The organism is Pseudomonas sp. MUP55 (genome assembly GCF_034043515.1).
GTDB lineage: Bacteria > Pseudomonadota > Gammaproteobacteria > Pseudomonadales > Pseudomonadaceae > Aquipseudomonas.
In genome coordinates this window covers 3,261,074-3,278,046 of record NZ_CP138214.1, presented here as the reverse complement: position 1 = coordinate 3,278,046, position 16,973 = coordinate 3,261,074, and the positions used below count along the sequence as shown (strand labels likewise).

Below are 16,973 nucleotides of genomic sequence, written 5' to 3'. Positions count from 1 at the left end.
ACGGCACGCTGACAAATCCTTGGGAGCACTGGGACTGATACTTTTTTGCACTCGGCACGATCGTTCCCACGCTCCGCGTGGGAATGCATACCGTGACGCTCTGCGTCACCCGGGGACGCGGAGCGTCCCAGGCGGCGTTACCACGCGCAGCGTGGGAACGATCGTGCAGGGTTTAACCCTCGAGATCAGCCAGTACGCGTTCAGCCAACAGCCGAGATACCTCGATCAACTGCGCAATGCCCAGCGCGCCTTCGCGGCGTGAGCCGTCGAGCTCAAACGCGAAATCGCAGGTGAGGGCGTGGGCAGAGGCGAGTGATTCGCTGAGGTTGACCAGTAAGTCTTGAGGGGAAATGCCGTCTTTCACGGTGAACAGCACGCTGGGTGCTGGATCGATCGGGGGATTGGGGGTGGGTTTGATCATGGTGAAACTCCTGATTTAAGTGGAGCTGCCACCCGATCGCCGCGACGCTATTGGGTGGTAGCTGTACGCAGGTTCGCGGACCGGAATCAGGAAACCGGCATACCCGAAGGTATCCCGCGCACAGCCACCATGAGGCCGCACAGTAGACGATAAAAAAACATCGACTAACAAGCGGAAATGGCACTTTGCATCTGATTAACCGGGCCGCGACGCCCGTCCGCTGCGTATGCAGCGGTGTACGGAGACTAGAGATTGAGTGTCCTAGGGACAACCTCAAAACCGTGTAAGACGTTTCTGTTTTCCAGTATCTTCAAAAAGACCATGCTTTCATCTCCTTTCCAAGAGTGAGACTGCTATTTTGGTTTTTTCCACCACCACTGTAAGTCGTATTTAACTGGAAATGCACAGGCATGCAGCAGGAAGCAGGCCAGCGCTAGCCACCCAATAAATACATACTCATCGATTATGTCTGGCCTGTGCCCCAAGAATGGGAATATGTCGAGATAGACAATTTTATAATGTAAAGCCATGGCTAGCATGTTTGGGATTAGTCCAAGAAACAGTTTCACATACCCTAAGTTTTTACTGGAAAGTAAGACTCTAAGTGAGAATCCGCAAAGTAATCCGAGTGCGGACAGTATCGGGAATAGCCAGGAGATCATTTTTTTTGCTCTTTATAAAGCTGGTCTACCGTAATGCCATTGATGATGGCTTCAGCTCCCAGTGAAGCAGGACTCATTGTTTTGTAAGCGCGAACACGGTCCGCGTCCAAGTATCTGAACAATCGCCAAGCGTCAGGTTTAAGCACGTGCCTCACAATGCTGTAGGCCGACAACCCAATATCAACGGCGCCATAGGCCATGTTTGCCTCTCGCTCTCCGTGGCCGGCGGCGAAGGCAGCCGATTGGTACATGGCACGAACCGGGCCGATGGTATTTGATTGTGCGGTTACCAGGTTACGTCCTCCTTCATATAAGTTATTAGCACCATGGGCCATCAACGGGACGCCTGCGATGAGGCAAAGGCTCCCCACCGAGGCGTAGCAAATTCCAGCACCTGTGGCGATTTGAAGCGCCCCCGCGACTACTCCGATTCCTTTTTTTGCGATTTCTGCTGACTGATCCAGCAAGCTACGCTGCTCTTTTTTTATCTCAGTCAGCCCCTCTGCGACTGTCTTTTTTCCCTGCTCCACGTCCTTGACAATACTACGAGCGTAATAGGCTACTTCTCGATTGAATATCGAGCGAGTCACACCATCCTGCAGATGACGAGCGCTGATTGTGCAAGCCTGGCTGGTCAGATTGGCTGCGGCTTGGCTGACTATTCCTAAGTCATAGAAAGCGGGGGTTTGATTTTGTTTCTTTGAATTCATCGCCCGCTTTCCCATGAACCATAACCGCTGGTGCCCGCGAGATGATGTGTCCAGATGATCTCGCGATAACGAATAGCCAGATGTTCCTGAGCGTCTACATCGTTCAGTAAAACAGAATGCGGAACATCGACAGTCAGGCTGGCAATGATGCAACCTCTTATATCGACGGTGTAGTATTTTTGCTGTTGGCCGAACTGTGAAATACGATAAAAATCGATCACGCAGTTCAGCTCCTCTCTGTTGGATAACGCCACGGCGAGCAAGGGCGAGGATTTGTCAATATTTTTCGTGATAGTTACAGGGCCGTGCGTTGATACTCTGACGTTGCCGGTGTTGAGCATATTGTGGTTGAAGGACAGCACCAATATTTCGTCCCTGTGCCCTTCCTGACATTTGTTACCAATGGAGCCCTGGGTCGAGCAGCCCGCAGAAATGAGGCCTTGAGATTTTCCTTTGATAGACATGTAGCCGTGGTTAGCCATGGAAGCGAATTTCCTGATGTGTTAGACACAAACATACGGAAAAATGTAAATAGGAAATATCGGATGTTTCGCTTTTTGTAGTGCGAGTGGGATGTAGGAATATTCAGAGTGTTAAGCACGAAACATGGCAGTGCTCCGCTCAAGCCAAATTCTGCTCCGTCAAGCGCTGCACCGCCAACCGTCGATAGTGGGACGGCGTCATCCCCTTGAGCTGCTGGAAGCGCCGGTTGAAGTTGGAAATGTTATTGAACCCCGACTCAAAGCAGACATCGGTCACAGCTTTATTACCATCGGCCAGTAACTCGCACGACTTGCTGATCCGAAGGCGATTGACGAATTCAATGAACGTGCGCCCGGTGGCTTGCTTGAACACCCGGGAGAAATAGGTCGGCTTCATTCCCAGGTAGTCCGCGACTTCCTCCAGCGGCAGCTCGCGGGCGTAGTGGGCGAAGATGTAGTCCACCGCGCGGTTGGTGCGGTCGATGCTGTGTTCGTCCGCCAGTTGTGGCGTGTTTACCCCGGACAGCAGTTGGTAGTCCTCACAGGAGCTCAACACCTCCAGCAAGATAAAAAAGTGCCCCAGCCGCGCCATGCCCTGGGCATCCTCGATGCGCTGCATCAAGCTCATCGCCTGGGCAATCGTGCGTTTGCAGCGAAACTCGATGCCGTATTGCGCGCGCTCCAGCATCGGCGCCAGGGTCTTGAGCTCATTGAAGGTGTGACTGCCGTTCTCCAGCAGTTCATCGGTGAAATTGACCAGCATGTCGCGCTTGGGGATGACCTCGTCTTCCTCCACCTGGCTGATCCAGTTGTGGGGCAGGTTGGGGCCGGTGAGGAACAGGCTTTGCGGGTAGAAATTACCGATGTAGTCGCCGATGAACACCTTGCCGGAGCTGGCGACGATCAGGTGCAGCTCGTACTCCTTATGGAAGTGCCAGCGCACCAGCGGGCAGGGGAAGCCGTGCTGGCGATAGATGATGGACAGGCCGTTATGGTCGTCCATCAGCTCGTAGGAAGGGTCGGTGATGCGCGTTGCTCGGGTCATGCTGCCGTCGCTTTATTGTGGTTGCTGCGTAGGATAATGCCCCGTTGCGCACAACCCTGCCAGCGCCGGGCGTTTAAAGGCTACGGTTTTTTGCCTCGATCCACTGGGACATGTACTGGGTACTTTTATGGGCATGGTGGCGCAGCATGCTGCCGGTGAAATTATCCCGTCGATGCGCGTCCAGCTGGCTGCGGCAGTGTTCCAGGCAGGCGATCAGCGCTGGCCCGTGGATGTGTTGGTCGTAGCGCCGGGCAAGCAATTGGCGGCCGTTTTCCTGGGCCTGGGTCCAACGCTCGCGGTCCTGATACAGGCTCACGGCGGCAGCGGCCAGTGCCGCGGCGCTGTGCTCGATGGCGCCCGGCCAGGGCAGTTCGCAGCCCATGGCTTCGGCACCGATCGGCGTGGTGATGTTCGGCGTGCCGCACAGCATCGCGTCCGCCAGTTTGCCCTTGATCCCGGCGCCGAACCGCAATGGCGCCAGGCAGATGCGCGCGGCCGTCATCACGTGCAGTGCGTCTTCGGCCCAGTTCATCACATGAAAGCCCTGCGCCGGGTTGTGCAGCGCGGTGGCCTTGGGCGGGGTGTAGGCGCCGTAGACATGCAACTGGGCGCCGGGCAATTGCTGGCGAATCAACGGCCACAGGCGGTTCTTCATCCACAGCACCGCATCCCAGTTGGGCGCGTGGCGGAAGTTGCCGATGCTGAGAAAATGCGCACGCTCTTCGAACGGCGCGAAGGCGTCGGTCGGGGGCACCATCATCAAGGGGCACCAGTGGAGCAGGGCGGCGGGCACCTTGAACTGCTCGGTGAGCAGGCGAATTTCCACGTAGGAGATCATCAGGCTGATGTCACAGCGGTAAATCGCGGCGATTTCCCGTTTGGCCAGGTCGGTGTCGGCCATCCCTTGGAATTCTTGCTCCAGGCCCGGGGCGAACAGGGCGGTGAAGTCATCAGTGTCCGGATCGGCCTTGAGTGCATCCTTGAGCTGCTGGTGACGTGCGTCGCGCAGGCTTTGCAGATCGGAGGTTTCCAGTACGCGCAGGGCGTTGGGGCAGCATTTTTCCACGCGCCAGCCGAATTGCTCTTCCATCATGAAGCGGTCGAACAGCACGATGTCCGGTGCCAGTTCGCGGATAAAGTCGTCGAAGCTGCTGTTATTGAGCTCGATGGCGCACTCACGGATGCCCAGCGCCGGCAAATCGGCCTTGTGCTCACCGATGGTCGCGGGGCTGCTGAAGGTAATGTCCCAACCTTGTGTAAGAAAACTCTCCAGAATCTGCATCATATGCCCGCCCGCGGCCGAGGAACGGGGCTCCGGCCAGACATAACCAATGACCAGGACTTTGGTGGCGGGCTGATTCATCTACGACAGGTTCCTTGAGGTGCAGGCAAAAAAGCGCGCAATTAAACCACAACCCGGCGATATGACAATTTGTTGCTGGCGGTAGGTAGCCAACGCACTTTGTGGTTAACTTCCGCCTCTCGAATTCGTTTAACCAAACCCAACATAAGGATTCCGATCATGGCTCAAGTCACCCTCCGTGGTAACCCTGTCCAGGTTGAAGGCGAACTGCCGCAAGCCGGTACCCAGGCCCCAGACTTCACCCTGACCGCCAGCGATCTGTCGGACGCCACCCTGGCGACCTTCGCCGGCAAGCGCAAAGTATTGAACATCTTCCCAAGCGTCGACACCCCGACCTGCGCCACCTCGGTACGCAAGTTCAACGCCCAGGCCAACGAACTGAACAATACCGTCGTACTGTGCATTTCCTCGGACCTGCCATTTGCCCAAGCGCGTTTCTGCGGCTCCGAAGGCCTGGAAAACGTGAAAAGCCTGTCGGACTTCCGCAGCGCCGCGTTCTCCCAGGACTACGGTGTGGACATCGTCGACGGCCCGCTGCGCAGCCTGACCGCGCGCGCTGTCGTGGTACTGGACGAGAACGACAACGTACTGCACAGCGAACTGGTTGCCGAAATTGGCCAGGAGCCGAACTACGAGGCAGCCCTGGCTGTTCTGAAGTAACTGTTTGCGCGTATGACTGTCGTTTGGCAGTCACACGCGTCGTGCAAGATTGCGGCCTGGCCTAGTCCAGGCCGTTTTCATTTGGGTGTCAGCAGCTTAGCGAAACAGCCCATGCACCAGAACCCGACGCTGAAAAGTTGTAAGCCCAAGGTAAATAGCCGGTAAAGGCGCTTTTCTAAATGCGCCCCAGTGCTTATCTTTCAGCCTCCCAAAGTAGAAGCTCTCGCGCCCAATGGTTGATCAATCCATGCAATCCTCCCCCCGCAACTCCCGCCGCTGGCTGTTCGGCCTGCTCGTGCTGCTGGTTATCGCCGGCCTGTGCTGGAAATTCTGGCCCGGCGGCGCGGCTCACAAGGACGCGCCGGCCGGGCATACCGGCAAGAGCGGCATGGCCCGCCCAGGGTTTGGCGGCTCCACCGGCCCGGTGCCGGTGCGGGTGGCGCCTGCGGTGTTGGGGGAGTTCCCGGTGTACTACAAGGCGCTGGGCACGGTCACCGCGCTCAACACCATCAATGTGCGCAGCCGGGTGGGTGGTGAACTGGTCAAGATCGCCTTCGAGGAAGGGCAGATGGTCAAGGCCGGAGACCTGCTGGCGGAAATCGACCCGCGCAGTTACCAGAACGCCTTGCTCCAGGCCCAGGGCACGCTGCTGCAGAACCAGGCCCAGTTGAAAAACGCCCAGGTCGACGTCGAGCGCTATCGCGGCCTGTATGCCCAGGACAGCATCGCCAAGCAAACCCTGGACACCGCCGAAGCGCTGGTCCTGCAATACCAGGGCACGGTCAAGACCAACCAGGGCGCGGTCGACGATGCCAAGCTGAACCTTGAATTCACCAGGATCCGCGCGCCGATTGCCGGTCGCGTCGGCCTGCGCCAGCTCGATGTCGGCAACCTGGTGGCCGCCAACGACACCACCGCCCTGGCAGTGATTACCCAGACCCAGCCGATCAGCGTGGCCTTCACCCTGCCGGAAAACACCCTGGAAACCGTCCTCCAGCGTTACCACGCCGGCAACAAGCTGCCGGTGGAAGCCTGGGACCGTGGCGACACGAAAAAGCAGGCAGTGGGCGTGCTGCAAAGCCTGGACAACCAGATCGATGTGACCACCGGCACCCTGAAATTCAAGGCGCGCTTCGATAACAAGGATCAGGCGCTGTTTCCCAATCAGTTCGTCAACGTGCATTTGCTCGCCGATACCCTGCACAACGTGGTGCTGGCACCGTCCGCCGCGATCCAGTTCGGCAATAACGGCACCTTCGTCTACAAGCTCGATGGCGACAAGAAGGTCAAGGTCCAGCCGCTGGTGGTGGGCGACACCGACGGCGACAACACCGTGATCAAGCAAGGCCTGGCGGCGGGTGATCGGGTGGTCATGGAAGGCACCGACCGGCTCAAGGACGGCAGCGAAATCGAGGTGGTCAACGACAGCAGCCAAGTGCCGACCACCCCGACCGAACACCTGCAAGGCAAGCCTGCGGCAAAAGGGGAGACCGGTACTGACGCCGGCAAGGCGCAAAAGGTCGGCGCATGAACCTGTCGCGCCTGTTTATCCTTCGCCCGGTCGCCACCACGCTGAGCATGCTGGCCATTGTGCTGGCCGGGCTCATCGCTTACCGGTTGCTGCCGGTGTCGGCGTTGCCCCAGGTGGACTACCCGACCATTCGCGTGATGACGCTGTACCCGGGTGCCAGCCCCGACGTAATGACCAGCGCAGTCACCGCACCGCTGGAGCGCCAGTTCGGGCAGATGCCCGGCCTGACCCAGATGGCCTCCACCAGCTCAGGCGGCGCCTCGGTGCTGACCCTGCGTTTCAATCTCGACATCAATATGGATGTCGCCGAGCAGCAGGTGCAGGCCGCGATCAACGCCGCCACCAACCTGCTGCCCAAGGACCTGCCGGCGCCGCCGGTGTACAACAAGGTCAACCCGGCGGACACCCCGGTGCTGACGTTGGCCATTACGTCCAAGACCATGCTGCTGCCCAAGCTCAATGACCTGGTCGACACGCGCATGGCGCAAAAGATCGCGCAGATCAGCGGCGTCGGCATGGTCAGCATTGCCGGCGGCCAGCGTCAGGCCGTGCGCATCAAGGTCAACCCCGAAGCCCTGGCGGCCAATGGCTTGAACCTGTCGGACGTGCGCACCCTGATCGCCGCGTCCAACGTCAACCAGCCCAAGGGCAACTTCGACGGCCCCACCCGGGTGTCGATGCTCGATGCCAACGATCAGTTGGTGTCGCCCGAGCAATATGCCAACTTGATCCTGGCCTACAGCAACGGCGCGCCGTTGCGTCTCAAGGACGTGGCGCAGATCGTCGACGGCGCCGAAAACGAGCGCCTTGCCGCCTGGGCCAATGAAAACCAGGCCGTGCTGCTCAATATCCAGCGCCAGCCGGGCGCCAACGTGATCGAGGTGGTGGACCGTATCAAGGCCTTGCTGCCGAGCATCACTGACAACCTGCCGGCGGGCCTGGACGTGACGGTGCTCACCGACCGCACCCAGACCATCCGCGCGTCGGTGAAAGACGTACAACACGAATTGCTGATCGCCATTGCCCTGGTGGTGATGGTGACGTTCCTGTTCCTGCGCCGCGTGAGCGCCACGATCATTCCGTCCATCGCCGTGCCGCTGTCGCTGATCGGCACCTTTGGCGTGATGTACCTGGCGGGGTTCTCGGTCAACAACCTGACGTTGATGGCCCTGACCATCGCCACCGGGTTCGTGGTGGACGATGCCATCGTGATGCTGGAGAACATCTCCCGCTATATCGAGGAAGGCGAGACACCCATGGCCGCCGCGCTCAAGGGCGCCAAGCAGATCGGCTTCACCCTGATTTCCCTGACCCTGTCGCTGATCGCCGTATTGATCCCGCTCTTGTTCATGGCCGACGTGGTCGGGCGCCTGTTCCGCGAGTTCGCCATCACCCTGGCCGTGGCGATCCTGATTTCCCTGGTGGTGTCCCTCACGCTCACGCCGATGATGTGCGCGCGCTTGCTCAAGCGTGAACCGAAAGAAGAAGAGCAGGGCCGCTTTTACAAGGCCAGCGGTGCCTGGATCGACTGGCTGATCGAAGCCTACGGGCGCAAGTTGCAGTGGGTGCTCAGGCACCAACCGCTGACCCTGCTGGTGGCCATCGCCACCCTGGGCCTGACGGTGGTGCTGTACCTGGTGGTGCCCAAGGGCTTTTTCCCGGTGCAGGACACCGGGGTGATCCAGGGGATTTCCGAGGCGCCGCAATCGATTTCATTTGCCGCGATGAGCCAGCGCCAACAGGAACTGGCGAAGATCATCCTGGCCGATCCGGCGGTTGAAAGCCTGTCGTCCTACATCGGCGTGGATGGCGATAACGCCACCCTGAACAGCGGCCGCTTGCTGATCAACCTCAAGGCTCACGGGCAGCGCGACTTGAGCGCGATGCAGGTAATCGCCCGCCTGCAACCGGAAATCGACAAGTTGGTGGGCATCCGCCTGTTCATGCAGCCGGTGCAGGACCTGACCATCGAGGACCGCGTCAGCCGCACCCAGTACCAATTCAGCATGTCCTCGCCGGATGCCGAGTTGCTGGCGCTGTGGAGCGACAAGCTGGTGCACGCCCTCAGCCAGTTGCCGGAACTCACCGACGTGGCCAGCGACCTGCAGGACAAGGGCCTGCAGGTGTACCTGGTGATCGACCGTGATGCCGCCTCGCGCCTGGGCGTCAGCGTCTCGACCATCACCGACGCACTGTACGACGCCTTTGGCCAGCGGCAGATCTCCACCATCTATACCCAGGCCAGCCAGTACCGCGTGGTATTGCAGGCCCAGTCCGGCGAAACCCTGGGCCCGGCCGCGCTCAACCAGATCCATGTGAAGACCACCGACGGCGGCCAGGTACGGTTGTCGAGCCTGGCCCATGTGGAGCAGCGCCAGGCGCAGTTGTCGATTGCCCATATTGGCCAGTTCCCGGCGGTGATGATGTCGTTCAACCTGGCCCCCGGCGTTGCGCTGGGCAAAGGCGTGGAACTGATCAACCAGACCCAGAAGGACATTGGCATGCCGATCGGCGTGCAGACCCAGTTCCAGGGCGCGGCCCAGGCGTTCGAGGCCTCGCTGTCGAGCACCTTGCTGCTGATCCTGGCGGCGGTGGTCACCATGTACATCGTGCTGGGGGTGCTCTACGAGAGTTATATCCACCCGATCACCATCCTTTCGACCTTGCCGTCGGCCGCCGTGGGGGCCTTGCTGGCCTTGCTGCTCAGCGGCAATGACCTGGGCATGATCGCGATCATTGGCATCATCCTGCTGATCGGTATCGTAAAAAAGAACGCGATCATGATGATCGACTTCGCCCTTGACGCCGAACGCAACCAGGGCCTGGACCCGCAGACCGCCATCTATCAGGCGGCGCTGCTGCGCTTTCGGCCCATCCTGATGACCACCCTGGCGGCGTTGTTCGGTGCGGTGCCGTTGATGCTGGCCACCGGTTCCGGCGCGGAACTGCGCCAGCCCCTGGGCCTGGTGATGGTCGGTGGCTTGCTGGTGAGCCAGGTGTTGACGCTGTTCACTACGCCGGTGATCTACCTGTATTTCGATCGTCTGGGCCGGCGCTGGCGCAAAGAGCCGCAGAGCCTGGAGCCGGTTGAGTCATGAACCTGTCCGGACCTTTCATTCGCCGGCCGGTCGCCACGCTGCTGCTGAGCCTGGCGATCATGCTGCTCGGTGGCGTCAGCTTCAATCTGCTGCCGGTGTCGCCGTTGCCGCAGATCGACTTCCCGGTGATCGTGGTCTCGGCCAGCTTGCCTGGCGCCAGCCCCGAGGTGATGGCCGCTACCGTGGCTACGCCGCTGGAGCGCTCGTTCGGCGCGATTGCCGGCATCACCACCATGAGCAGCTCATCGAGCCAGGGCTCGACGCGGGTGATCCTGGCGTTCGATTCCGACCGGGATATCAACGGCGCGGCGCGGGAAGTGCAGGCGGCGATCAATGCCTCGCGCAATCTGCTGCCCAGCGGCATGCGCAGCATGCCCACGTACAAGAAGATCAACCCGTCCCAGGCGCCGATCATGGTGCTGTCGCTGACCTCGGACGTGCTGCAGAAGGGCCAGCTGTACGACCTGGCCTCGACGATCCTGTCCCAAAGCCTGTCCCAGGTGCCGGGTGTTGGCGAAGTGCAGATCGGCGGCAGCTCCCTGCCGGCCGTGCGCATCGAGCTGGAGCCCAAGGCCCTCGACCAGTACGGCGTGGCCCTGGACGACGTGCGCAATACCATCGCCAACGCCAACCAGCGCCGGCCCAAGGGCTCCCTGGAAGACAGCGAGCGCAACTGGCAGATCCAGGCCAACGACCAGTTGGAAAAAGCCAAGGATTACGAACCGCTGCTGATTCGCTACCAGGACGGCGCGGCGCTGCGCCTGCGCGATGTCGCGAAAATCAGCGACGGTGTGGAAGACCGCTACAACAGCGGTTTTTTCAACAATGATTCGGCGGTGCTGCTGGTCATCAACCGTCAGTCCGGCGCCAACATCATCGAGACGGTCCGGCAGATCAAGGCGCAGTTGCCGGCGTTGCAGGCCGTGTTGCCGTCCAGCGTCAAGCTCAACCTGGCCATGGACCGTTCGCCGGTCATCACCGCCACCCTGCATGAAGCGGAGATGACCCTGCTGATCGCGGTGGCCCTGGTGGTGCTGGTGGTGTACCTGTTCCTCGGCAACTTCCGTGCCTCGCTGATCCCCACCCTGGCGGTGCCGGTGTCGCTGGTGGGCACCTTTGCGGTGATGTACCTGTACGGGTTTTCGCTGAACAACTTCTCGCTGATGGCGCTGATCCTGGCCACCGGCCTGGTGGTGGACGATGCCATCGTGGTGCTGGAGAACATCTCCCGGCATATCGAGGAGGGCGTGCCGCCGATGAAGGCCGCCTACCTGGGGGCTGAGGAAGTCGGCTTCACCTTGCTGTCGATGAACGTGTCGCTGGTGGCGGTGTTTCTCTCCATCCTGTTCATGGGGGGGATCGTCACCAGCCTGTTCCGGGAGTTTTCCATCACCTTGTCGGCGGCGATCATCGTCTCGCTGATCGTGTCGCTGACCTTGACCCCGATGCTCTGTGCACGCTGGCTCAAGCCCCATCTCAAAGGGCATATGACCGGTTTGCAGCGCTGGAGCCACCGGATTAACGAACGCATGGTCGCCGCCTACGCCACCAGCCTGGACTGGGTGCTGCGCCATCGCCGCCTGACCCTGCTCAGCCTGTTCATCACCGTGGGCGTGAACATCGCGCTGTACGTGGTGGTGCCGAAAACCTTCCTGCCCCAGCAGGACACCGGCCAGTTGATCGGTTTTGTGCGCGGCGATGACGGGTTGTCGTTCAATGTGATGCAGCCGAAGATGGAAATCTTCCGACAGGCCGTGCTCAAGGACCCGGCGGTGCTCAGCGTGGCCGGTTTTATCGGCGGCAACAGTGGTATCAACAATGCGGTGATGCTGGTGCGCCTCAAGCCCATCGCTGAGCGCAAGATTTCGGCCCAGGCGGTGATCGAGCGCTTGCGCAAGGACGTGCCGCTGGTGCCGGGCGGGCGCCTGTTCCTGATGGCCGACCAGGACCTGCAGTTTGGCGGCAGCCGCGACCAGACCAGCGCGCAGTATTCCTACATTCTGCAAAGCGGTGACCTGGCCGCGTTGCGCCTGTGGTACCCGAAAGTGGTGGCGGCCTTGCGTGAACTGCCGGAGCTGACCGCCATCGACGCCCGCGAAGGGCGCGGCGCGGCGCAGGTCACGCTGATCGTCGACCGCGATCAGGCCAAGCGCCTGGGGATCGACATGGACATGGTTACCTCGGTGCTCAATAACGCCTACAGCCAGCGCCAGATTTCCACCATTTACGACAGCCTCAACCAGTACCAGGTGGTCATGGAGGTCAACCAGAAATACGCCCAGGACCCGATCACCCTCAACCAGGTGCAAGTGATTACCGCCGATGGCGCGCGTGTGCCGCTGTCGACCATTGCCCACTACGAGAACAGCCTGGCCGATGACCGCGTCAGTCATGAAGGCCAGTTCGCCTCGGAAAGCATTGCGTTCGACATCGCGCCAGGGTTCACGGTGGAGCAGGGCACTGCTGCCATCGAGCGCGCGATTGCCAAGGTTGGCCTGCCCGAAGACGTGATTGCCAAGATGGCCGGCACCGCCGACGCGTTCGCTGCGGCCCAGAAGGGCCAGCCGTTCATGATCCTCGGCGCGCTGGTGGCGGTGTACCTGGTGCTGGGCATTCTGTATGAAAGCTATATCCACCCGTTGACGATCCTGTCGACCCTGCCGTCGGCCGGCGTCGGCGCGTTGCTGTCTATCTACCTGCTGGGCGGGCAGTTCAGCCTGATCTCGCTGCTGGGGCTGTTCCTGCTGATCGGGGTGGTGAAGAAAAACGCCATCCTGATGATCGACCTGGCGCTGCAGCTTGAGCGCAACGACGGCATGACCCCGCTGGAGTCGATTCGCAGCGCCTGCCTGCTGCGCCTGCGACCGATCCTGATGACCACGCTGGCAGCGATCCTCGGTGCCTTGCCGTTGCTGCTCGGCGCTGGCGATGGCGCGGAAATGCGCCAGCCCCTGGGCCTGACCATCATCGGCGGCCTGGTGTTCAGCCAGATACTGACCCTTTACACCACTCCGGTGGTTTACCTCTATCTTGACCGCGCGCGCCACCGCTTCAACGCCTGGCGCGGTGTGCGTACCGATGCTGCCCTGGACACTGCGCTATGAACGATTCAACCACCCCTTCAACGGTAGGCACCCGCTCGTTGTGGCGAGGGAGCTTGCTCCCGCTGGGCTGCGCAGCGGCCCCAAAAGAACCTGGGAGTGCTCCGCCCTCCAGCGGGAGCAAGCTCCCTCGCCACGGGGGTGTTGTTCAAGGTATCAAGGTGCTGACCTTGCTGGTCTGCGGCATGTTGCTCAGCGCCTGCGCCATCGGCCCCGACTACCAGCGTCCTGCGGTTGTCGAACCTGCACAGTTCAAGCAAGCCGAAGGCTGGCGCCAGGCCAATCCAAGCGATTCCCTGGCCCGTGGCGCGTGGTGGGAGCTGTATGGCGACCGTCAACTCAACGACCTGGTGGTGCGCCTCAATAGCGCCAACCAGACCGTCGCCCAGGCCGAAGCGCGTTTTCGCCAGGCCCAGGCACTGGTGCGCAGTGCGCGCGGGGCGTTTTACCCCAGTGTCGACCTGAGCGTCGGCAAGACCCGCGCCAGCCAGGGCACCGGCAGCAGCAGTGCGAGCCTGAGCAGTTCCAGCAGCGGTATCCGCGACACCCTCAATGCGCAGTTGGGCGTGAGCTGGGAGGCCGATGTCTGGGGCAAGTTGCGTCGAGGCCTGGAGGCCAACGAAGCCAGCGCCGAGGCCAGCTCGGCCGATCTGGCCGCGATGCGCCTGAGCCAGCAGTCGGAACTGGTGCAGAGCTATTTGCAGTTGCGCGTCATGGACGAGCAGACCCGTTTGCTGCAAGCCACCCTGGACACCTACCAGCGCTCGCTGCAAATGACCGAAAACCAGTACCGCGCCGGTGTGGCCGGCAAGGATGCCATCGCCCAGGCGCAAACCCAGCTCAAGACCACCCAGGCCAGCCTGATCGACCTGATCTGGCAGCGGGCGCAGCTGGAAAACGCCATTGCGGTATTGATCGGTGAAGCGCCGGCCAATTTCAGCCTGGCGGTGAGCAAGGACATTCCGCCGCTGCCGCAGATTCCGGTCGGCCTGCCGTCGCACCTGTTGGAGCGCCGCCCGGATATCGCTTCGGCGGAGCGCTCGGTGATTGCAGCCAACGCCAATATCGGCGTCGCCAAGGCGGCCTATTACCCCGACTTGACCTTGAGCCTGGCGGGGGGCTATTCCAGCAGCACCTATGCAGACTGGATCAGCCTGCCCAACCGCTTCTGGTCGGTCGGCCCGAAGCTCGCCATGACGTTGTTCGACGGTGGCCAGCGCTCGGCGGAAGTCGATCGTAGCGTGGCCAGCTATGACGAAACCGTGGCCAAGTACCGTCAGACCGTGCTGGATGGGTTCCGCGAAGTGGAAAACTACATGGTGCAGCTCAAGGTGCTGGCGGACGAAGCGGTGGTCAGCAACGAAGCGCTGGAGGCTGCCCGCGAGTCGTTGCGGTTGACCGAGAACCAGTACAAGGCGGGGCTGATCGCTTATCTGGACGTGGTCACCGTGCAGGCCACGGCCTTGAGCAACGAGCGCACGGTACTGACCTTGCTGCAGTCGCGGCTGGTGGCCAGCGTGCAGCTGATTGCGGCGCTGGGTGGCGGATGGGACGGCAACACTGCCCTGACCGAAAAGCAATGACCTGACCTGACACACCACTCGTACCCACGCAGAGCATGGGAACGATCGGTCGCGGTGCGCGGGACGGTCAATTGACGCCAGAAATCAACGCTCACGCCCGTCGCAATTAATCACCTGTACAAGAATTATTCTCGCTACAATCCGCCGCTTTGCCAGCCGGTCCGGGCTGTCAAACCGCGAGAAACCCCATGCTGACCGGTAGCTACTCCACCTCCCTCGTCGTGATTTCCCTGTGTGTCGCGATCCTGGCGTCCTACACCGCGCTGGACCTCGCCGGCCGCATCACCACCGCCAAGGGGCGTGCGGCTTACCTGTGGATCACTGGCGGTGCCGTCGCCATGGGCGTGGGCGTGTGGTCCATGCACTTCATCGGCATGCTGGCCCTGCGCCTGCCGTTTGCTCTCGGCTTCGACCTGGGCATTACCGCGCTGTCATTGCTGATCGCCGTGCTCTCCAGCGGTTTTGCGTTATGGCTGGTCAGCCAGCCGCGCCTGCCGGCCTGGCAACTGGCATTTGGCGCGTTGATCATGGGCGCGGGCATCGCCAGCATGCACTACACCGGCATGGCCGCAATGCGCATGACGCCGGGCATCGATTACGACCCAACGCTGTTCGGCGCGTCCTTGTTGATTGCGGTGGTGGCTTGCGGCGCGGCGCTGTGGATCGCCTTCAATCTGCGCCGCAACATAGCCTACGTGCGCCTGGCGCGGGGCGGGGCGGCGGTGGTGATGGGCGTGGCCATCGTCGGGATGCACTACACCGGCATGGCCGCCGCGCGTTTTGCCGATGACAGCTTCTGCGCTGCCGCACACGGGCTTGAGCGGCAAGGGCCTGGATAACCTGGTACTGGTGACCTCGCTGGCCGTGCTGGTCATCGCCCTGTTGACCTCGCTGCTCGACGCCCGGCTGGAGGCGCGCACCGCCGTGCTGGCCGACTCCCTGACCCTGGCCAATCAGGAACTGACCCACCTGGCCCTGCATGACATGCTCACCGGCCTGCCTAATCGCACCTTGCTGGCGGACCGTATTCAACAGGGCATCCAGGCGGTCAAGGAGCAGGGCGGTTGCTTCGCGCTGATGTTTATCGACCTGGATGGCTTCAAGCCGGTCAACGATGCCTTCGGTCACCACATGGGCGACCAGTTGCTGCGCGAGGTCGGACTGCGCCTGCGCGAGGACCTGCGCAGCCATGACACCCTGGCGCGCATCGGCGGTGACGAATTTGTGTTGATGGTGCAACTGACCCAGCCGGACGATGCCATGGGCCTGGCCGAACGCCAGGTCAGCCTGGTCAACCGCGCGTTCACGGTCGCCGAGCATGAGCTGAAAATCTCCGCCAGCATTGGCATCGCGATATTCCCGGGCAACGGCCACACCCCCCAGGAGCTGTTGATGAACGCCGATGCGGCGATGTACCACGCCAAGGGCATGGGCAAGAACGGCTACCGGTTCTTCGATGTGTCGATGAACACCAACGCGCGCAAGCAATTGCAGTTGTTGCAGGACCTGCGCAACGCCCTCGACCACCGGCAGTTTCGCCTGCATTACCAGCCCAAGTTCGACGCCATCAGCGGTATGCCGGTAGGGGCAGAAGCGTTGCTGCGCTGGCAGCACCCCCAGCAAGGCCTGTTGCTGCCGGCCATGTTCATTGAGCTGGCGGAAAAAACCGGGTTGATCATTTCTATCGGCGAATGGGTGCTCAATGAAGCCTGCCGCCAGATGAGCGTCTGGTACGCCCAGGGGTATGAGCACTGGCGCATTGCGGTGAACCTGTCGGCGCTGCAGTTCTGCCACGCCGGGTTGGTCGACAGCGTGGCCGCAGCCCTGGACCGGCACCAACTGCCGGCCAACAGCCTGACCCTGGAGATCACCGAAACCACGGCGATGAGTGATGCCGACGCGAGCATGACCGTGTTGCAACGGCTGTCGGACATGGGCGTCGACCTGTCCATCGACGACTTCGGCACCGGCTACTCCAGCCTGATGTACCTCAAGCGCCTGCCGGCCAATGAGCTGAAGATCGACCGTGGCTTTGTGCGCGACCTGGAGCACGACAGCGACGACGCCGCCATCGTGTCGGCCATCGTTGCGCTGGGCCAGGCCCTGGGGTTGCGGATTGTCGCCGAAGGCGTGGAAACCGATGCGCAGCAGCGCTTTCTCACGCGCCTGGGCTGTAACGCCCTGCAGGGCTACCTGCTGGGCCATCCGCTGCCGGCCGACGGGTTCATGGCCGATATCCAGCGCGCCCAGGATGTACAGGTGCCTGACAACAACGCTGTGTGACGGGTATTCTTCAACTCAATCCTAAACATCAGGT

The 16,973-nt window shown here is 61.3% G+C and carries 10 protein-coding genes and 1 pseudogene; 6 read left to right on the top strand and 5 right to left on the bottom strand.

What is annotated here, in order from left to right; genetic code table 11:
- Nucleotides 1-172 precede the first annotated feature (172 nt).
- The 5 genes from SC318_RS14735 to SC318_RS14715 form a co-directional block, all read right to left on the bottom strand.
- A complete protein-coding gene (locus tag SC318_RS14735) occupies nt 173-421 on the bottom strand; it encodes a DUF6124 family protein (RefSeq protein ID WP_320427378.1) in 249 nt (82 codons plus the stop codon).
- A 658-nt stretch (nt 422-1,079) separates the two neighbouring features.
- Nucleotides 1,080-1,793, bottom strand: coding sequence for a DUF4225 domain-containing protein (locus SC318_RS14730; protein WP_320427377.1), 714 nt, complete (start codon nt 1,791-1,793; stop codon nt 1,080-1,082).
- Nucleotides 1,790-2,275 (bottom strand): Hcp family type VI secretion system effector, encoded by a 486-nt coding sequence (locus SC318_RS14725; RefSeq protein ID WP_320427376.1) that lies wholly within the window; start codon nt 2,273-2,275, stop codon nt 1,790-1,792. The genes SC318_RS14730 and SC318_RS14725 overlap by 4 nt, the downstream gene beginning before the upstream one ends.
- A gap of 139 nt (nt 2,276-2,414) precedes the next feature.
- Nucleotides 2,415-3,320, bottom strand: a complete 906-nt coding sequence (locus SC318_RS14720) for an AraC family transcriptional regulator (RefSeq protein ID WP_320427375.1) — start codon at nt 3,318-3,320, stop codon at nt 2,415-2,417.
- A 73-nt stretch (nt 3,321-3,393) separates the two neighbouring features.
- A complete protein-coding gene (locus SC318_RS14715; RefSeq protein ID WP_320427374.1) occupies nt 3,394-4,683 on the bottom strand; it encodes a glycosyltransferase in 1,290 nt (429 codons plus the stop codon).
- A gap of 159 nt (nt 4,684-4,842) precedes the next feature.
- On the opposite strand from SC318_RS14715, the gene tpx reads away from it, so the two are divergent.
- The 6 genes and pseudogenes from tpx (at nt 4,843) to SC318_RS14685 (ending at nt 16,939) form a co-directional block, all read left to right on the top strand.
- Entirely contained in the window at nt 4,843-5,343 is a 501-nt protein-coding gene (gene tpx, locus SC318_RS14710) for a thiol peroxidase (RefSeq protein ID WP_320427373.1), read from the top strand.
- Between the two features lie 232 nt (nt 5,344-5,575).
- Nucleotides 5,576-6,874 (top strand): MdtA/MuxA family multidrug efflux RND transporter periplasmic adaptor subunit, encoded by a 1,299-nt coding sequence (locus SC318_RS14705; protein ID WP_320427372.1) that lies wholly within the window; start codon nt 5,576-5,578, stop codon nt 6,872-6,874.
- The gene (locus SC318_RS14700) at nt 6,871-9,972 is read left to right on the top strand and encodes an MdtB/MuxB family multidrug efflux RND transporter permease subunit (RefSeq protein ID WP_320427371.1); all 3,102 of its coding nucleotides are present in this window, start codon (nt 6,871-6,873) and stop codon (nt 9,970-9,972) included. The genes SC318_RS14705 and SC318_RS14700 overlap by 4 nt, the downstream gene beginning before the upstream one ends.
- The gene (locus SC318_RS14695) at nt 9,969-13,076 is read left to right on the top strand and encodes an efflux RND transporter permease subunit (protein ID WP_320427370.1); all 3,108 of its coding nucleotides are present in this window, start codon (nt 9,969-9,971) and stop codon (nt 13,074-13,076) included. Before SC318_RS14700 ends, SC318_RS14695 begins: the two co-directional genes overlap by 4 nt.
- A gap of 182 nt (nt 13,077-13,258) precedes the next feature.
- The gene (locus SC318_RS14690; RefSeq protein WP_320431240.1) at nt 13,259-14,656 is read left to right on the top strand and encodes an efflux transporter outer membrane subunit; all 1,398 of its coding nucleotides are present in this window, start codon (nt 13,259-13,261) and stop codon (nt 14,654-14,656) included.
- A gap of 188 nt (nt 14,657-14,844) precedes the next feature.
- Nucleotides 14,845-16,939, top strand: a pseudogene (locus SC318_RS14685) (putative bifunctional diguanylate cyclase/phosphodiesterase).
- Nucleotides 16,940-16,973 lie beyond the last annotated feature (34 nt).